The organism is Rubripirellula obstinata (assembly GCF_001642955.1).
GTDB classification, from domain to species: Bacteria; Planctomycetota; Planctomycetia; order Pirellulales; family Pirellulaceae; genus Rubripirellula; species Rubripirellula obstinata.
Window position 1 is genome coordinate 22,372 of the sequence record NZ_LWSK01000005.1, and the last position, 16,378, is coordinate 38,749.

12 protein-coding genes are annotated in these 16,378 nt (G+C 53.4%); 9 read left to right on the top strand and 3 right to left on the bottom strand.

Annotation, left to right across the window (positions count from 1 at the left end; translation table 11 throughout):
• Positions 1 to 62 precede the first annotated feature (62 nt).
• Together RC85_RS02705 and RC85_RS02710 are read left to right on the top strand one after the other, a co-directional pair.
• Positions 63 to 761: a tellurite resistance TerB family protein gene (locus RC85_RS02705; RefSeq protein ID WP_160148198.1), complete on the top strand. Its 699-nt coding sequence runs from the start codon at positions 63 to 65 to the stop codon at positions 759 to 761.
• A 172-nt stretch (positions 762 to 933) separates the two neighbouring features.
• A complete protein-coding gene (locus RC85_RS02710; protein WP_068258412.1) occupies positions 934 to 1,149 on the top strand; it encodes a type II toxin-antitoxin system HicB family antitoxin in 216 nt (71 codons plus the stop codon).
• A 49-nt stretch (positions 1,150 to 1,198) separates the two neighbouring features.
• On the opposite strand, the gene RC85_RS02715 is transcribed toward RC85_RS02710, so the two are convergent.
• A complete protein-coding gene (locus RC85_RS02715; RefSeq protein ID WP_084422301.1) occupies positions 1,199 to 1,939 on the bottom strand; it encodes a type 1 glutamine amidotransferase domain-containing protein in 741 nt (246 codons plus the stop codon).
• 279 nt (positions 1,940 to 2,218) lie between these two features.
• Here RC85_RS02715 and RC85_RS02720 point away from each other — a divergent pair, with 279 nt between their 5' ends.
• The 6 genes from RC85_RS02720 to RC85_RS02745 all read left to right on the top strand — a co-directional run bounded on the left by RC85_RS02720 (position 2,219) and on the right by RC85_RS02745 (position 12,317).
• Positions 2,219 to 3,622 (top strand): Gfo/Idh/MocA family oxidoreductase, encoded by a 1,404-nt coding sequence (locus RC85_RS02720; protein ID WP_068258540.1) that lies wholly within the window; start codon positions 2,219 to 2,221, stop codon positions 3,620 to 3,622.
• A gap of 27 nt (positions 3,623 to 3,649) precedes the next feature.
• Positions 3,650 to 6,160, top strand: coding sequence for an ATP-dependent helicase HrpB (gene hrpB / locus RC85_RS02725; protein ID WP_084422302.1), 2,511 nt, complete (start codon positions 3,650 to 3,652; stop codon positions 6,158 to 6,160).
• Positions 6,161 to 6,274: 114 nt separating this feature from the next.
• On the top strand, positions 6,275 to 9,559 hold the full coding sequence (locus RC85_RS02730) for an amidohydrolase family protein (protein ID WP_084422303.1): 3,285 nt from the start codon (positions 6,275 to 6,277) through the stop codon (positions 9,557 to 9,559).
• Positions 9,556 to 10,866 (top strand): amidohydrolase family protein, encoded by a 1,311-nt coding sequence (locus RC85_RS02735; RefSeq protein WP_068258413.1) that lies wholly within the window; start codon positions 9,556 to 9,558, stop codon positions 10,864 to 10,866. Before RC85_RS02730 ends, RC85_RS02735 begins: the two co-directional genes overlap by 4 nt.
• Before the next feature lie 4 nt (positions 10,867 to 10,870).
• Positions 10,871 to 11,551, top strand: coding sequence for an ABC transporter ATP-binding protein (locus RC85_RS02740; RefSeq protein ID WP_200836797.1), 681 nt, complete (start codon positions 10,871 to 10,873; stop codon positions 11,549 to 11,551).
• The gene (locus tag RC85_RS02745; RefSeq protein ID WP_068258414.1) at positions 11,544 to 12,317 is read left to right on the top strand and encodes an ABC transporter permease; all 774 of its coding nucleotides are present in this window, start codon (positions 11,544 to 11,546) and stop codon (positions 12,315 to 12,317) included. Before RC85_RS02740 ends, RC85_RS02745 begins: the two co-directional genes overlap by 8 nt.
• 94 nt (positions 12,318 to 12,411) lie before the next feature.
• Here the strand turns inward: RC85_RS02745 and RC85_RS02750 are convergent, their stop codons facing one another.
• Positions 12,412 to 13,197 (bottom strand): DUF4058 family protein, encoded by a 786-nt coding sequence (locus RC85_RS02750; RefSeq protein WP_068258416.1) that lies wholly within the window; start codon positions 13,195 to 13,197, stop codon positions 12,412 to 12,414.
• Positions 13,198 to 13,630: 433 nt separating this feature from the next.
• Here RC85_RS02750 and RC85_RS02755 point away from each other — a divergent pair, with 433 nt between their 5' ends.
• The gene (locus RC85_RS02755; protein ID WP_068258418.1) at positions 13,631 to 14,887 is read left to right on the top strand and encodes a response regulator; all 1,257 of its coding nucleotides are present in this window, start codon (positions 13,631 to 13,633) and stop codon (positions 14,885 to 14,887) included.
• Between the two features lie 115 nt (positions 14,888 to 15,002).
• Here RC85_RS02755 and RC85_RS02760 read toward each other — a convergent pair whose 3' ends face one another.
• Positions 15,003 to 16,373 (bottom strand): MBOAT family O-acyltransferase, encoded by a 1,371-nt coding sequence (locus RC85_RS02760; RefSeq protein ID WP_068258420.1) that lies wholly within the window; start codon positions 16,371 to 16,373, stop codon positions 15,003 to 15,005.
• Between the last annotated feature and the right edge of the window lie 5 nt (positions 16,374 to 16,378).

The following is a 16,378-nucleotide window of genomic DNA, read 5'->3' on the forward strand; positions in this document are numbered from 1 at the left end:
GATCTGCGGCCGGGTTCTTTTTTTTTGACTCATGATTGAAACGGGTGATAACGATGGATGCAATGGACATACTTGGGGCGTTGTTGGGAAAGAAGTCTGGTTCCGGCGGCATCGGCGGCAAAATTTTGAAAGACATGATGGGGGGTGGTCAGCGACGGCAAGCCCCCCCAACACGACAACCCAGTGGTCCGCAGCTTGGTCGATCAAAGACCTCGGGCCGTCCGCAATCGATTGGCGAAGCTGCCCATTCTTTGGAAGAACTGCTAGGCGTCAGCAACGATCATCACCAACACAATCGCCGCACGCGATCTTCGCAACCTGCACCTAGCGATCCTGCGCCGTCTAACCCCTCGCCGTCTAACCCAGCGCCGAGGCCGCAGTGGACTCCGCCGGAAAAAGAGCAGCTTGATGAGCAAGCGAAGGTATTGATCCGAGCGATGGTCAGTGCGGCAAAGTCCGACGGCCAGATCACTCAAGAAGAACAAGACGCGATCGTCAAACAATTGGATCACGTTAGCGAAGAAGAGATCCAGTTTTTGCGTCAAGAATTCGCCAAGCCAGTGGACGTTCGCGAACTGGCCTGGGCAATCCCGCAGGGCATGGAGGAACAGGCGTACCAGATTTCCTTGATCGCCATTGACTTAGACGATCAAAAAGAAGCCAACTATCTCGCCGACCTCGCCCACGGCTTGCGCCTACCGCCAGCCCGTTGTAACCAAATCCACGAGCGCCTCGGTGCCCCGGTGATTTTTAAAGCTTAATCATTTGAAATAGGCTGGCATCTAAGGAATTCCCTTGGTGGCGAAGCTATGCAGGCTTCTATCGGATTGGATGACATGATTCTCATTGAACAGACCTACCAGCCACCAGTATCGTAGGGCCCTTCTCGCAAAAGCCGTTTGTACGGTCTTTTTCATTTAACAAGGATTACGAATGCTTACTCCCAATTACAACGCCGTGATTCGCCAAGACGGTGAATGGTGGATCGGTTGGATCGAGGAGGTTCCCGGCGTCAATTCGCAGGGTGCGACCCGAGCTGAATTGTTGGACAATCTCCGCGAGGCCCTTTCCGAAGCGATCGAAATGAATCGCCAAGACGCTCGAAAGGCTGCTGGCGCGACCTATGAAGAAGTGGCGATTCAGCCGTGAAACGCCGAGACCTGCTCAACTTCCTGAGGAAATTCAACGCTTCAAATCCTCACGCGTTTTCGCTGAGGAAATTTGCGATCGCATCGACGAAATGTGGTAAGTCCAATGGGCCTCGGCTGGTGATCAGGTTGTCGTCGATGACTACCGGTGCATCGACCAGTTTTACGCCGGCGTTCTCTAAGTCGACCAACATCAGCGGCCAACTGGTGGCTTTCTTGCCGGCAACGACTCCGGCAGAAATCAACACTTGTGGGCCGTGGCAGATCGCACTGACTAGTTTTCCGTCTTGCTGCATTGTCTGGATAAACTTGATCACGCGTGGGTCTCCGCGTAACAGATCAGGATTCCATGCTCCGCCAGGAATGATCACTGCGTCGTAGTTGGACGGATCGGCGTCGTTGATCCAAACATCGACCGGGTGCCAGCCCGCGGGTTCGATGAATCGAATCGTCATAATGTGCGATTGACGCAGGGCAGGCATGACAATCCCCAGCGACCCGATGTCGGATGATTCGGGGGCAACGACTTCGACGACCGCTCCCATTTCGCGAAGCTTCCGCAGTGGGATCGTTAACTCGATCTCCTCGACACCATCAGTCGAAACGATTGCGATTCTTTTGCCCTGCAGTAAGTTTTGATTCTCGTCGCGTTGCAAGAACGCAAGCAGATCACGATTAGCGTCATCCGGGTAACTCAGCAATAAATCTGTATTGAGCGACGGCACCAATGGTGTGGCTGCAGTTGATTGGGCGAGAGCGATTGCGTCTTGTGATTCGTTTTGCCGACTCATGGTTTTTCTAGGAGGTTTGGTTTTTCTGGGAGAGTTGGGTGATAAAGAAATGTTGTTGGTGATCAATCTACATCGGATGCAAATTCGACGCATCTTATTGCGGTTCACCATTGGTTGCCGATTCTTCGGCGATTTACACACAGCCTACAAGACGCGTTGATCGATTGGGCCCGCAAATTCGTACCAAAAACGGTGACGACGGCGTTATGTGAAACAGAATCAGTTAAACTGCTAGACCCCGTGATGCTCTTTCTGACTCACTTTCCCACCGAGGTATCAATGTCCCAATCCCAATCGAAGTCCCAACCGTTATCCCAACGCAGGCAATTCTTGAAGACAACCGCGGTGGTGGGTGCTGGTTTGTCCACGCCGTATTTCTTTTCGACACAGCGCACGTTGGCGGATGAAATCAAAAAGGACAAGATGGCGATTGGAGTGATCGGGGCTGGTGGAATGGCGACCGGAAATATCAGGTCGGCACAGGAGTGGTTGAACGTTGTCGCGGTCTGCGATGCTGATGCGAAACACGCTGAACAATTTAACCATAGGTTCGCAGATGGCAAAGCGGATGTTCAGACTGACTATCGAGCGATGCTTGACGACGATGCGATCAAGATCATTCACATTGGCACACCTGATCATTGGCATACCAAACCGCTGATCGAAGCGATGTATGCGGGCAAAGATGTGTACTGTGAAAAACCGCTGACATTGACGATTGATGAAGGCAAACAGATTCGGGCCGCCCAAAAAGAGACCGGGCGAATTGTCCAGGTCGGAACGCAGCAACGCAGTCAATACAATTTGTTTGTCAAGGCGATGGCGATCGTTAACGAAGGACGACTCGGGAAGATTAAACGTATCCAGGCGGCCATCGGTGGTTCGGGCCCATCGGGGCCGATTCCTGTTGTCGCTGTTCCCAGCGAACTCGATTGGGATCGCTGGCTCGGTCCCGCACCGATGGCTCCTTACCGATTTAAGCCGCCGATTAACGGCAAAGGACGCCCAAAAACGAATGGGCACTATGAATTTCGATGGTGGTACCAATACAGCGGCGGCAGGCTGACCGACTGGGGTGCTCATCACGTTGATATCAGCAATTGGGCTCTCAAATTAAATGGCCAGACCGAGGGGCCGATGTCGATCAGTGGCAAGGCTAATCACCCCGTTGAATTTGACGAACTGGGCAATCCAAAACAAGACGATCGCTACAACACCGCGAACTCGTTTTTGTTCACATTACAGTATCCCGGTGGCACCGAAATGGTCATCCGCAATGACACGGATAACGGCGTGTTGATTGAAGGTGATAAGGGCCGCATCTTTGTGAACCGAAAAAAACTTGTGGGTGCGCCAGTGGAACAATTGGTCGACAACCCGTTGCCCGAAGACGCGATCAGCAAGGTCTACAAAGGGTTACCGATTCAATTTGATGCAAGAAAAGCGCATTGGGCAAACTTCCTGCACTGCGTTCGCGAACAGGTCGAGCCGATTTCGGATGTGCATTCACACATGGAAGGTTTGAACCTGTGTCACCTAGCCGGAATTAGCGGGCGGCTGGGACGCGACTTGAAATGGGACGCCGAAAACGAGTCGATTGTCGGTGACGAACAAGCCAATCGCATGTTGGCTCGTCCGTATCGCGAAGGATACGAAATCGAAGTGCCTGTAACCGTTTCGTAGTCCCTCGCGATAGCCCATACCAAGCCAATGGAATTGACTGAACTTCCGGTCGCCGAAGTTCTGCCAGAAATCGTTGCTGCCTTGGCAGACGATCAGGCGGTGGTGCTGCGTGCCCCGCCCGGTGCAGGCAAAACGACCGCAGTGCCGCCAGCGATTCTTCGTTCAGGTTTGGTCGCAGGCAAAACGCTGCTGATCCAACCCAGGCGTTTGGCCGCGCGGAGTGCCGCGTCAAGGCTTGCGCATCTTGTCGGGGCAAAGCTTGGCGATGCGGTTGGCTATCAAGTTCGATTCGACAATCGCACCAGTAAGAACACTTCGCTGATCGCAATGACAACGGGAATCCTGCTGCGGCGATTGCAAACTGATCCACTGCTGGAAGATGTGGGCTGCGTGATCTTGGATGAATTCCACGAACGCAGCGTCGATCTGGATTTGGCACTCGGGATGCTGATGCGAATCCGCGGTTCGTTGCGGCCCGAGCTAAAGTTGGTCGTCATGTCAGCGACGCTGGACCCTGTGCCGATCGTGGATTTTCTAAGTGATTCTGGTGGCGGTGCGGTCGCCATTGAAAGTGAAGGCCGAAGTTTTCCAGTGGAAATCAGCTACGCCGATACGATCTCGCGTGAGCGAATTGAAACGCAGGTTCTGCAAGCGACTCGGCACGCGATGACGCAAACTGATGGGGATGTGTTGGTGTTCTTGCCCGGAGTTGGCGAAATTCGTCGCTGCCAAACGGCGCTGTTGGATTCGTTTGGCGAGATTGCCGATTCTGACTCGCCCGAAATTCATTTGCTGTATGGCGATCTTCCAGCAGACAAACAAGATGCAGTCCTGTCGCCCTCGCCACGCCGAAAGATCGTCCTGTCGACCAACGTCGCAGAAACGTCGATTACCATTGACGGCGTGACCGCGGTTGTCGATAGCGGACAAGCCCGCGTGATGCTGTTTGACCAGAACCTTGGGCTGCCCAAGTTGCAAATGCAGCCGATCTCGAAAGCGTCCGCGGATCAACGTGCCGGCCGCGCGGGTCGAACTGCGCCGGGGATCGCGTATCGGCTGTGGCCAAAACCAACGCACCAAAGTCGTCCCGATCGCGACACGGCGGAGATTGAACGATGCGATTTTTCTGGTCCGATGCTGATGCTGAACGCCTGGGGAGAACGCGACCCAACCGATTTCCCTTGGCTGACCCCGCCGCCACAACATGCCATCGTCAATGCACAAAAACTTCTCTTTGGGTTAGACGCGATCGATGTCGAGGGGAAGCTGACGGATCTTGGACAGCAGATGTTGGCGTTGCCGTTGCCGCCAAGGTTGGCACGTTTCATGATCGCCGCCTGCCGGATCGGTGATGCGCGCGACGCGTCGATTGCAGCCGCGATGCTGACCGAGCGAGATCCCTTCCGCGGGTCAACGCTTTCCTTCGGGGAACGAATCGAAACGTTGAAAGATTTTGAAGTTGGACGAACCAGGTTGGAGCATGGTTTTGCGGCTAAGAACGTTTTGCGAGTCGCCAAGCAAATACGAAAACAATTGCCTGATGATTTGGCGACTTCGGCAACCTCGACGCGCGATGATGTTGATGGATTGCAGAAAGCACTTCTAGCGGCGTATCCAGATCGACTCGCCAAACGTCGCGACCATGATCCAAGTACAGGCGTGATGGTGGGCGGACGCGGCGTAAAGTTTGACAGAACGATTGCCAGCGGCGATCAGGATTTGTTGCTGTGCTTGGATGTTGACTCGGCCGGCATCGAAGCCAAGGTGCGAATGGCGGTTGCGATTGACGAAACTTGGTTGCCGGCGGAGTCTGTCGCGACGACGGACGAGCCGATCTTTGACGATGGGCTGCAAGCCGTGGTGGCACGACGGCGGCGCAGGTTCGCTGATCTGCTGCTTTCTGAATCGCCGATCAAATGTATCCCGAGCGATGATGTTGCCACGATTCTAGCGACCGCTGCTCGGCCCGAAATTGATCGCATTTTGGCGGGCGTGTCCAAGGATCTGACTCGATGGATTGATCGAGTTGCCTTTATCAATCAGACGATGCCTGAATTGGAATTGCCGATCATCGACGCGAGCGTGATTGATGAGGTGCTTTTAACTCTTTGCCAAAGTCGCACCAAGCTCGCTCAATTGAATCAAGCACCGTGGTTGGATCATTTGCGAGGACGGTTCAGCTATCAGCAAAGCCAACTGATCGACCAGCACGCACCCGCACGGTTTTCCTTACCCAGCGGAAATTCGACTGCTGTGATTTACGAGGACGGCAAGCCGCGAATGGAGGTTCGTATCCAAGAGCTGTTCGGTTTGCAGGTGACACCGCGTGTCGCCGGTGGACGGGTTCCAATCACGCTGCATTTGCTTGGCCCGAATTATCGGCCGCAGCAAATTACCGATGATCTCGAGAACTTTTGGGCAGAAACCTATACACATGTTCGCAAGGAACTGCGTGGCCGTTACCCCAAACATCATTGGCCCGAGAATCCGGCAACCGCCACTGCGACGCCCAAGGGGCTGAAGCCACGCCCCAATTAGGTCCAGGTTTTTCTGGTAGGTGCGGGCTTATCTGGCAGGGGGATCTTTTTGTTCGCTCAGAGTGATTATTCTGTCGCTTGACCTGACATCCATGAATTGCCAACCGAAACCAAAATGATAGACGCAAAGAGCTTCTGCTTACGAACTTGCTTGACTTACTGCTTCTGGGGCCTCTTGCTGGGAACTTTTCTTTCGGGAACTTTTCCGGGAACCGTGCAAGGCCAGCAGTCCACGACGACGTCACCGATCGTTGGAATCAGAACGAGCGACGCATCGCCGGTGCTCTTGCACGGCGGAACCGTCGTTACAGACCCAGGTTCTGCACCGGAGGAAAAGGATGTTCTGATTCGTGGTAACACGATTGTGAGCGTTGGCGAAGATATCGAAGCACTCGCTGGTACGCAGCGCATTGATGTCAGCGGCAAACGCATTTACGCAGGTTTGATTGATGCGATGCGTGAAGTCAGCATCAAACCCAGTCAGTCCGATCGCTTGGGCGACGCGTCGGGTTCAGGTTATTGGAATAAGAACATCACTCCCAATATCCGAGCGGCTGACGTCGCCAGTCAACCAGATTCGGACCTGGACAAACTTCGCAGCCAAGGTTTCACGGTTCAGTTGTTGGCACCCAGCGGCGGGATCGTCAAGGGAGCCAGTTGTGCCGTGCTGATGGTCGATCCAAAGCACTCGCAACGACTACTGAAAGAGAACGTTTTTCAGCATGTCACAATCACGGTTCCGCGTGGCAAGCGACGTGACGACTATCCCAATTCGCCGATGGGAGCGACCGCGCTGTTGAGGCAGACGTTTTCTGATGCAGCTTGGTACCGCGATGCCCAGCGTGCTCGAAAACTATATCCTGCTTTGCCGCGACCGGAACTGAATCTGTCGCTTGCTCAAATCGGCCAGATAATGGAATCGGGCACGTTTGTGTTTGATGCAGCAAACGAACGAATGGCTCAGAGATCGATCGACATCGCAGAGGAGTTTTCGCTGTCGATGGTTTTGCGAGGCAGTGGTCGCGAGTATCGCGAGCTGGATCAGATTGCTGCCACGGGGAAAGTCGTTTTGTTGCCGGTTGATTTCCCCAAGGCTCCCGACACAAAGACTGCCCAGTCGATTCGCGAAACTTCGCTAGTGGATTGGATGCACTGGCATTTCGCACCCGAAAATCCTGGGCGGCTAGAAAAAGCGAATGTCTCGTTTTGCTTGACATCAGACACGTTGGATGATCCGGGCAAGCTGTTGTCGAACGTGCGAAAGGCGGTCGATCGGGGGTTGAGTGCTGAAGCTGCCTTGGCTGCGTTGACCGAGACGCCGGCAAAGGTGCTTGGTATTGAACGGTTTGCTGGACGCGTCGAGGCCGGCATGCTGGCCAGTTTGGTGATCACCGATGGCGATCTGTTCGATGATAAAACAAAAGTTCAGGAGACATGGGTCGCGGGCGAGCGTTTCGTTATTGAAAAGAACAATGATCAAGAACAAGATCGACTCGTCGGTAGCTGGAAATTAGAAGTGCCAATTCAGGGCATGACAAAGACGATGAAGTTGGTCATTGAGAAAAAGAAGAAGTCGCTGTCCGGGAAGATTGCTCTGATGGGCGAAGAAGAGCCTGAGTCAACTGAAGAGGCTGAGCCAACTGAAGAAGACGTCAAGGAAAGCGACGAGCCGAAAGAGGAAACGAAGGAAGTCACGGTCGCGTTGAAAGATTTGATTCGGCAGCGTGAGCGGATGACCGCGTCGATTCGGATGGATGAACTCGATAACGAACTCCCAACTGGCAGCTATCAGTTGACGATTTTGACGGTGGGTTCCGATGACGAGGGTGCCGTGGAACCTGCGATCTTCGCTTCTGTAACCTGTCCCGATGGATCGAACGAAAAAATAACGCTTGAGCGAATTGTTGAAGAAGAGAGTGCTGAGTCTGAAGCTGAGATTCCAAAGAAGGACCAAGACGAAGATGAAGACGAAAAAAGTTCGCTCGCGTTAAGCAGTGATGAAGAGATTGATTTGGTTTTTCCGCTGGGGGCTTATGGGCTGGCGAAGAAAGCCGAGCAGCGTGAATCGGTTCTCTTTCGAGGTGCCACGGTTTGGACATCTGGCCCGGATGGGAAAATTGCGAACTGCGATGTCTTGGTCAAGCGAGGGAAGATCGTTGCCGTTGGTGTGGATTTAGAAACCGGTGATTCATGCGAGATCATCGATTGCCGTGGCAAGCACATCACGGCGGGGTTGATCGATTGTCACTCGCATGCCGCGACTGATGGCGGGATCAATGAATCGGGCCAATCGGTGACGGCTGAAGTTCGCATCGGCGACTTCATCGACAATTCAGATATTTCAATCTACCGACAATTGGCCGGCGGGGTGACGACCGTCAACATCCTGCACGGTTCCGCAAATCCGATCGGCGGGCAAAACCAGGTGGTTAAATTCCGTTGGGGCGAGTCGATGGATGCGATGAAGTTTGCCGATGCACCGCCGGGCATCAAGTTTGCGCTCGGCGAGAATGTCAAACGCATGCGAGGCAAATACCCGGATACGCGAATGGGTGTTGAACAGTTGTTGCGAGACCAGTTTCTTGCGGCGAGGCAATACGAAGCCGATCGCCGAGCTTGGGAAGGCGGCGATCGCAGCGGTTTGCCACCACGGCGTGATCTACAACTCGACGCGATCGTCGAAATCCAAAATGGCGAGCGTTGGATTCATTGCCATAGTTATCGACAGGACGAGATCACCGCGACGCTGGATGTCTTGGATGAATTCCACATTCAAATTGGAACGCTGCAACACATTTTGGAAGGCTATAAAGTTGCCGATCGTATGGCCAAGCATGGTGCGATGGCTTCGTCGTTCGCGGATTGGTGGGCGTACAAGTACGAAGTGTTTGACGCAATTCCTTACAACGGTGTGCTGATGCATGACGCCGGTGTGGTGGTTTCGTTCAATAGCGATGATCCGGAACTGGCCAGGCACCTCAACACCGAAGCTGCCAAGGCGGTTAAGTACGGTGGCGTTGATGAACTGGAAGCGTTGAAGTTCGTAACACTCAATCCAGCCAAACAGCTTCGTATCGACGATCGAGTCGGTTCGATCGAAGTCGGCAAGGACGCGGATTTGGTCGTCTGGAGTGGTCGCCCGCTGTCCACGACATCGCGGTGCGAGCAAACTTGGATCGACGGGAAAATGTATTTCTCGATCGATTCAGATAGGGAACTGCGAAAGCGTGACCAGAAGTGGCGAGCACGCTTGATTCAACTGGCTGCAGACGTGAAGAAAACGACTATTTCAGATGACGAGAAAGCCAAAAGAAAAGATAAAGTGCCGGAGGAAAAACGTTGGCTTCGGTATGACGAATTCTGTAACGCCGGTGGGCAAGGAATGGAGGTGCAACAATGAATCGCTTAATTTGTTTCCTTGTTTTATTGCTGGTGATTTCTGGCAAGACAATTGCTCACGATCAAATCCCTGGCAGCTCTCAATCGGGCCCGATTTTAATCCAGAACGCAACCATTTATCCCGTTGACGATGCGGTCATCGCGAATGGTTCGATTCTGTTTGATAACGGACGAATTGTGGCATTGGGTCAGGATATCGCCGTGCCAGAGGACACCAGAGTGATCGAAGGAACCGGCAAACATGTCTATCCAGGGCTGATTGAATCGATGACGGATTTGGGGCTTCGTGAAGTGGCGGCCGTCGAGGTGACTGTTGACCGAACGGAGACCGGTGATCTGAATCCGAACGTCCGGTCATGGGTCGCCGTGAATCCAGACAGTGAACTGATTCCGGTTGCGCGAGCCGGTGGAGTGTTGCTCGCACACGTGTCGCCCGGTGGCCCGTGGATCCGAGGACAAACGTCGGTGATGCAATTGGATGGTTGGACCGCAAAGGAGATGAATCTGAAAGCGCCCGCTGGCATGTCCGTCAATTGGAACTGGATGATGCCAAGCGACAAGGATGCGAAAAAACAAGCCAGCAAACGCAACGAGAAACTGGCGGAACTAGATGAACTTTTCGATCGTGTCCGTCGTTACGGTGATGCCAAAGCGGCTTCGCCAAAACAGGTGACGAGTGATGTGCGGCTGGAAGCGATGCTGCCGGTCATTCGTGGTCAGCAACCGATGTTTGTCGCAGCGAATCGCCGCGCCGCGATTGAATCAGCGGTGGCTTACTCAGTGAAAAACGATTTGCGTTTGGTGATCTACGGTGGTTACGACGCGGCCGAGTGCGCGGATCTTTTGCGCGAGTACAAAATCCCCGTGATCGTTTCGGCGACCTACCGATTGCCGATGTATCGCCACGATGCGTACGACGCCGCTTACACGCTTCCGAATCGGTTGAAGGAAGCGGGAGTGCAGTTTTCGATCGCTGGCGAGGGGCCCGGTTATCCCGGCGGTTCTTCCAACACGCGAAATTTGCCTTATCATGCCGCGTGCGCCGTGGCGTACGGATTGCCACGCGAAGACGCGATTCGTGCGGTGACATTGTCGGCTGCGGAAATCCTTGGCATTGATGACCGAGTTGGATCGATCTCGATCGGGAAGGACGCGAGCCTGATCGTTTGTGACGGAGACATTCTGGAAACCGAGACCAACGTGGAGCTGGCGTTTCTGCAAGGCCGCGAAGTCGATTTGACGAGTCGGCATACGATGTTGTTTAAAAAGTATCAGCAAAAGTATCGGCAAAAGCCCAAAGGCGATTGATCCCTTGAACCAAAACGCGATCGCAGTGGACGTGCTGGTTCGGGCCTCGAACTTGACTCGCCGAGTCGGCGAAACCACGCTGCTTGACGATGTCTCGATTGTGATCCGATCGGGACAGGGCTGGGGGCTGACGGGAAAGAGCGGCAGTGGGAAATCAAGTCTGCTGCGAGCGGTTGCGATGCTGGATCCGATCGACGCGGGCAGCGTTGAAGGTTTCGGAGCAATGATTCACAGCGAAGCTGTTCCGGCTTACCGTCGCAAGGTTGCTTATGTTGGCCAGCGTCCGTCGATGGTGGCTGGCAGCGTGGAAGAAAACCTTCGTTTGCCGTTCGAGCTGAGGGGCTACTCGCAAACGTTTAATCGCGACGCTGCGGTTGGCTTGTTGGAATCGCTTGGTCGATCGGCAGCTTTGCTGGACCAGGATGCGAGTCGGTTGAGTGGCGGCGAGCAGCAATCGGTGTCTCTGACGCGAACGCTATTGGCCGAGCCGCAGGTGCTGTTGCTGGACGAACCCACCGCGTCGCTCGATCCTGCAGCGACTGAACTTGTCGAACGAGTTCTGCTGGATTGGAAGGATGCTGACGGATCGCGTGCATGGATCTGGACCAGCCATGACGCGGATCAAATTGATCGAGTTTCAGATCAGGTCATTCGAATGCAAGCGGGAAGGTTGATCGATGGATGATTTGATGCTGAGCCCTTGGGAGGTGTCGGTTGCTGCCCTGTTGCTGGTCGTCAACGTGGTTGTGTCGTGGTGGCTGCGGCTTGGGTTGGGCAGACAAATTGTGTTGAGTGCTGTGCGAATGGTTGCGCAGCTTTCGTTGTTGGGATTAGTGCTGAAGCAGATCTTTGCACTGGCCAGTTTTCCGCCGGTGATGTTGTTGGCGGCCGCGATGACGATCATCGCTGGTTTGTCGTCAATCAGTCGCGTTGAAAACCGTTATCCATCGATTCACCTGACGGCGATCATTTCTGTTTGGGCCAGCAGTTGGCTCGTCACTGCGGTGATGATCACGGCAATCGTTCGGCCAACACCCTGGTACGCTCCGCAGATTGTGATTCCGTTGTTGGGGATGGTGCTGGGCAATTCGTTGACCGGCATTTCGTTGGCGATGGACCGGTTTGTTTCAGAGTTGAAGAACCGACGTGGTGAAGTCGAGATGCGTTTGTCACTGGGCGCGACTCGCTGGGAAGCAACTCGAGAAATCTTTGCAGCGTCGGCAAGAACCGCGATGGTGCCAATCCTGAACACAATGTCCGTCGCCGGCATCGTCAGCATTCCTGGAATGATGACGGGACAGTTGTTAGCGGGCGCACCACCAATTCAGGCCGTGAAGTACCAAATCATGATCATGTTTGTCATCGCCGCCGCAATTGCGATCGGCGTGATGATCGCACTAGGCATTTCGTTTTACCGAGTGACAACAAGCGATCATCAATTAAAGCTTTAAGCGATCTGGTAAAAGGTAATTGTAGTGGATTCTGCTAAAGATCCTCGCGGACTTGGTTCTTCAACGAGATCCCAACATCATCTTCTCCCATTGTTCAAGCCAACAGCTTCGAAATTCGCTTGGACAACTCTTCATCCATCGCTGGTACTAGTGGTTGTTTGTAGTCGATGGAATAGTCGTAACCTGCGCGGTCGTAAACCAGATTAAACACTTCTTGCAGATTAAAATCGACATCGGGATCGTCGCCGGAAAGTGGGATTTTGATCGTTGGCAAGGTGTGGAAAAGAGGCCAGCCGTAGACATCGACGCGTGGTCGTTGGCTACTGCGACTGACGATTGCAAAGTAGTCACCCGGCGGTCGTTCTATCACTTCGGTCCGCTGACCGTCACGCAGTAGATCAATTTCGACATAGTGAACTTTCGTCTTCAGAATCTCTTCCATCTTGGCCACGTACTTTTTACGACCATCGGTGCCGGCACGTTTGTTGGTCGGCGAAAGAAGTTCGATGACCGTGACGATATCACGTTGCGATCCACCACGAATCGTAATGAATGACTCACGACGTTCGTCCGGGTAGGGAATGACGCATGTCTTGGGCTCTACCGCCACTTCGTCCAAGACTGCAACGCCCGCGCCGGCAGATTCGCTCGGCTTCAAAGCATTTTCGGATTTTGAGACCACCGCGTCAGCGATGAAGTTTCTAAACGGCGTCTCAGGGTCGTGAGCTTCTAGGTAAATTCGTCGCTCGACCTCAACGAAGTACTTCGGACGCACGCTTGGGACAAGCATTTGCCGGATAGCAGCAATAAAGTCAGTGTGAAAATCTTCCCACATTTGGGATTCGATGAACGGGTCCATTCCCGGAAAACGTGAGGGCATAATCAATCTCCACTAGAAAAATTCGACGACTCCATCATATCAAGAATTCCAACGATTGCTTTCTTCGGCCAAATTCAAAACTGGAAGTAGACGAATGGGCGGAAGTCTGGGGGGCGTAGAGCAGTAGGCACCAGATCAAGATCGCCGCAGCGATCGCAATCGGCGTGTTAATCGCACTTGGGATTTCGTTCTACCGAGTCACCACTGGGCATCATCAATTGAATCTGTAGATCGCTTAATCGATACATCCGGAAATCTTGTCGTAGATCGATGGTCGTGCGGCGTCAATTGAATCGGAAAATGGATATGCTCATATCTCGCATCAGAGTTATCGCCTAGTGTTTTCTGACCTAGCAGTGTTCGTCTCAGGCGTTCGCCAGGTCCAATAAAACCCGGGGCATTAGCAGAGCAAACTCGATTCGGAACGATTGACGTGTCACAACTTTTAGCATGCGAAACCACTAGCGATTCGCAGGAAGCCGCGCGGCACGCCAGAATGGCGGAGACCGCTAAGGTTGCAATTATCGACGATGAGCCTGTCAATATCGAGATCGTTCAAAGCTATCTCGAAGAAGCAGGCTACCAGAACTTTTTTCGCACCACAGATGCGACGGTGGCCATCGACCTGATTCGCCAGGAACGTCCTGATGCTGTTCTTCTGGATGTGATAATGCCTGAGGTCAGTGGGTTAGAGATTTTGGCTGCAATGCGTGCCGACGAGCAATTGCGCTACATTCCCGTCATTATTTTGACGGCTTCCTCGGGAGCTGAAACGAAACTGAAGGCGTTGAACTTGGGCGCATGTGAGTTTCTCGCTAAGCCAGTTGATTCAAGCGAACTGTTGCTTCGATTGCGCAACGTCTTGTCTTTCAAAGGGTACCAAGACCATCTTTCTGATCTCGCCGCCGCTCAACGAGAACTACTCGACAGAACCTTCACGGGGGCTGTCTGCATGATGACCGAGATTATTGAATCGATCGAAAGTCCTGTCGTTGATTCAAGCGAGGTGCGGAAGGTCGCAGAGAAGCTAATGGCGGATATGGGAATCGACAGCGATTGGTCGATGCCGCTCGCCTCTCGATTGCTCGTCGTAGGGCTTCCGTTGTTGACTCAGAGTCAACGAAATGTGCTGACGGATCAGCCGATTGCATCGGCATCGCACCGGGAAATTTTCAAGAAGCTGATTGAGATTTCATCAAGTTTAATCCGACGCATCCCAAGACTGGATCCTGTGATTGATCTGCTGGATGAAACATTGAATGTGGACGGATCGCTCTCCGAGACCGATTCGACGTCGCGTACCTTTGCGACCGTGATTGTCACGGCACTTTATGTGGACTTGTTGGTTCGCCGGGGTGGTTCTGCTGACCAAGTTGTCGATGAAATGCAAAAGCGATTCCCGGCGATCGATCGCACGCTTTTGGCGTCCGCAGGATGTTTGTTAGGGATATCCCAGGACATGCAAGAAGGTGAGGCACAAAACACATCTGTTCTGCAGACCGTTCAACTGAAGGAAGGAATGGTGGTGGCTTCTGAGATTTTTGACGACAGGAATCAAGTGCTCGTCGCCGCGGGCCGCTCGCTCACTGAGCCAATGATTGTGAGGCTAAGGCAAATGGCAGCTTCACGAGATATCTCGATTGAAGTGATCGACAACAAGTGTAAAGCCGATTCGATTGATCGGAATTAACACGTTCTGCTCGTGTTCAGTTTTCTTGTGGTGGGATTCGCCAGAATTGCTTGCGGCTTAGGATTTCTGGTGAAATCCAATACGGCTTATACGAAAACCAAGCTACGGCGGTACCTTAGAACTGGAAGTACACGAATGGGCGGAAGCCTTGCGGGGCGTACAGGATCAAGCACCAGATCATGATCGCGATGGCGATTGGTGAATACCAACGGTCCGCTGGCAATCGCATCGCCCGGCGTAATCTTGTCCGCCATGCTAGGTGTTCCATGGCCAGGCATCCGATTGCTGCGATCGCTAGCGGCGGTAACCACAGGATGCCATCGGCCATCGTTAATACTTGTCGGTAAACTGACATGGCGGTCGCGAAATCTGGGCTGCGAAAAAGCACCCAGCCTGTTAGCACAATGGTCAAGACACATAGCCATCTAAAAAGTTTTGGCAATCTGATGACGGTTGCTCGTTCGATCGCCAGTGCCATTCCATGCAGCATTCCCCAAAGCACGAACGTCCAAGCGGCTCCGTGCCACAGTCCACCCAGCGTCATGGTGATCATCAGGTTGCGGTAGGTCGCCCATGTCCCGGCACGACTTCCGCCCAACGGAATGTACAGGTAATCGCGAAGCCAACGCGACAGCGTCATGTGCCATCGATGCCAGAAATCGGCCATCGAAGTGGCGAGATAAGGATGCCGGAAATTGACTGGGAATCGATAGCCGAGCATCTTTGCAGCACCGATTGCGATGTCGGAATAGCCGCTGAAGTCGTAATAGATTTGACCCGCGTAGGCGACGACTGCGATTGCGACGGTCGCGCCGTGATAAATTTCAGGGCCTGCAAAAACGACATCGACCATTTCACCCAAACGGTCAGCCAGCAGTACTTTCTTGACGGCACCCCGCAGCATTTGCTGGAAGCCGCCGTAGCAACGCCGGCGTGAAAAACCAGGCATGGCAGACAACTGCGGCAGCAGTTCGCGGGCTCGGACGATCGGACCGGCGACCAACTGCGGGAAGAACGCGACGTAGAGTGCGAAATCAATGATGCTGTTGGTGGGAGCCAGCTTTTGACGATAGACGTCAATCGTGTAGCTGAGTGTTTGGAAGGTGTAGAAAGAAATACCGACCGGCAAGATCAAGCCCAGCGAACCGCTTCCCAGTCCGGCGTTATCAAAAATCTGCCGCGCTGATTCGATAAAGAAGTCGGCATATTTGAAGTACGCCAAAACACCTAAGTTGACGATAACGCTGGTGGCCAACAATGACTTACGAACTGCATCGTTTTCGCTCCGGTACATCCACTTGGCGACGATGAAATCGACTGCGGTGGACAGTATCAACAGACCGCAGAATCGGTAGTCCCAATAGGCGTAGAAATAGTAGCTGGCGACCAACAGAATGACGTTGCGCGTGATACGGTTTTTGGTGGACCAGACCGCTGCAAGCACGACCAGAAAGAAGATCAGGAATTCAGCTTGCGTGAAAATCATCGCCG

Excerpts from the sequence above, each read along its gene's own strand:
- RC85_RS02705 (WP_160148198.1), top strand. The coding sequence starts at position 63 with ATGGACATACTTGGGGCGTTGTTGGGAAAGAAGTCTGGTTCCGGCGGC.
- RC85_RS02710 (WP_068258412.1), top strand. The coding sequence starts at position 934 with ATGCTTACTCCCAATTACAACGCCGTGATTCGCCAAGACGGTGAATGG.
- RC85_RS02715 (WP_084422301.1), bottom strand. The coding sequence starts at position 1,939 with ATGAGTCGGCAAAACGAATCACAAGACGCAATCGCTCTCGCCCAATCA.
- RC85_RS02720 (WP_068258540.1), top strand. The coding sequence starts at position 2,219 with ATGTCCCAATCCCAATCGAAGTCCCAACCGTTATCCCAACGCAGGCAA.
- hrpB (WP_084422302.1), top strand. The coding sequence starts at position 3,650 with ATGGAATTGACTGAACTTCCGGTCGCCGAAGTTCTGCCAGAAATCGTT.
- RC85_RS02730 (WP_084422303.1), top strand. The coding sequence starts at position 6,275 with ATGATAGACGCAAAGAGCTTCTGCTTACGAACTTGCTTGACTTACTGC.
- RC85_RS02735 (WP_068258413.1), top strand. The coding sequence starts at position 9,556 with ATGAATCGCTTAATTTGTTTCCTTGTTTTATTGCTGGTGATTTCTGGC.
- RC85_RS02745 (WP_068258414.1), top strand. The coding sequence starts at position 11,544 with ATGGATGATTTGATGCTGAGCCCTTGGGAGGTGTCGGTTGCTGCCCTG.
- RC85_RS02750 (WP_068258416.1), bottom strand. The coding sequence starts at position 13,197 with ATGCCCTCACGTTTTCCGGGAATGGACCCGTTCATCGAATCCCAAATG.
- RC85_RS02760 (WP_068258420.1), bottom strand. The coding sequence starts at position 16,373 with ATGATTTTCACGCAAGCTGAATTCCTGATCTTCTTTCTGGTCGTGCTT.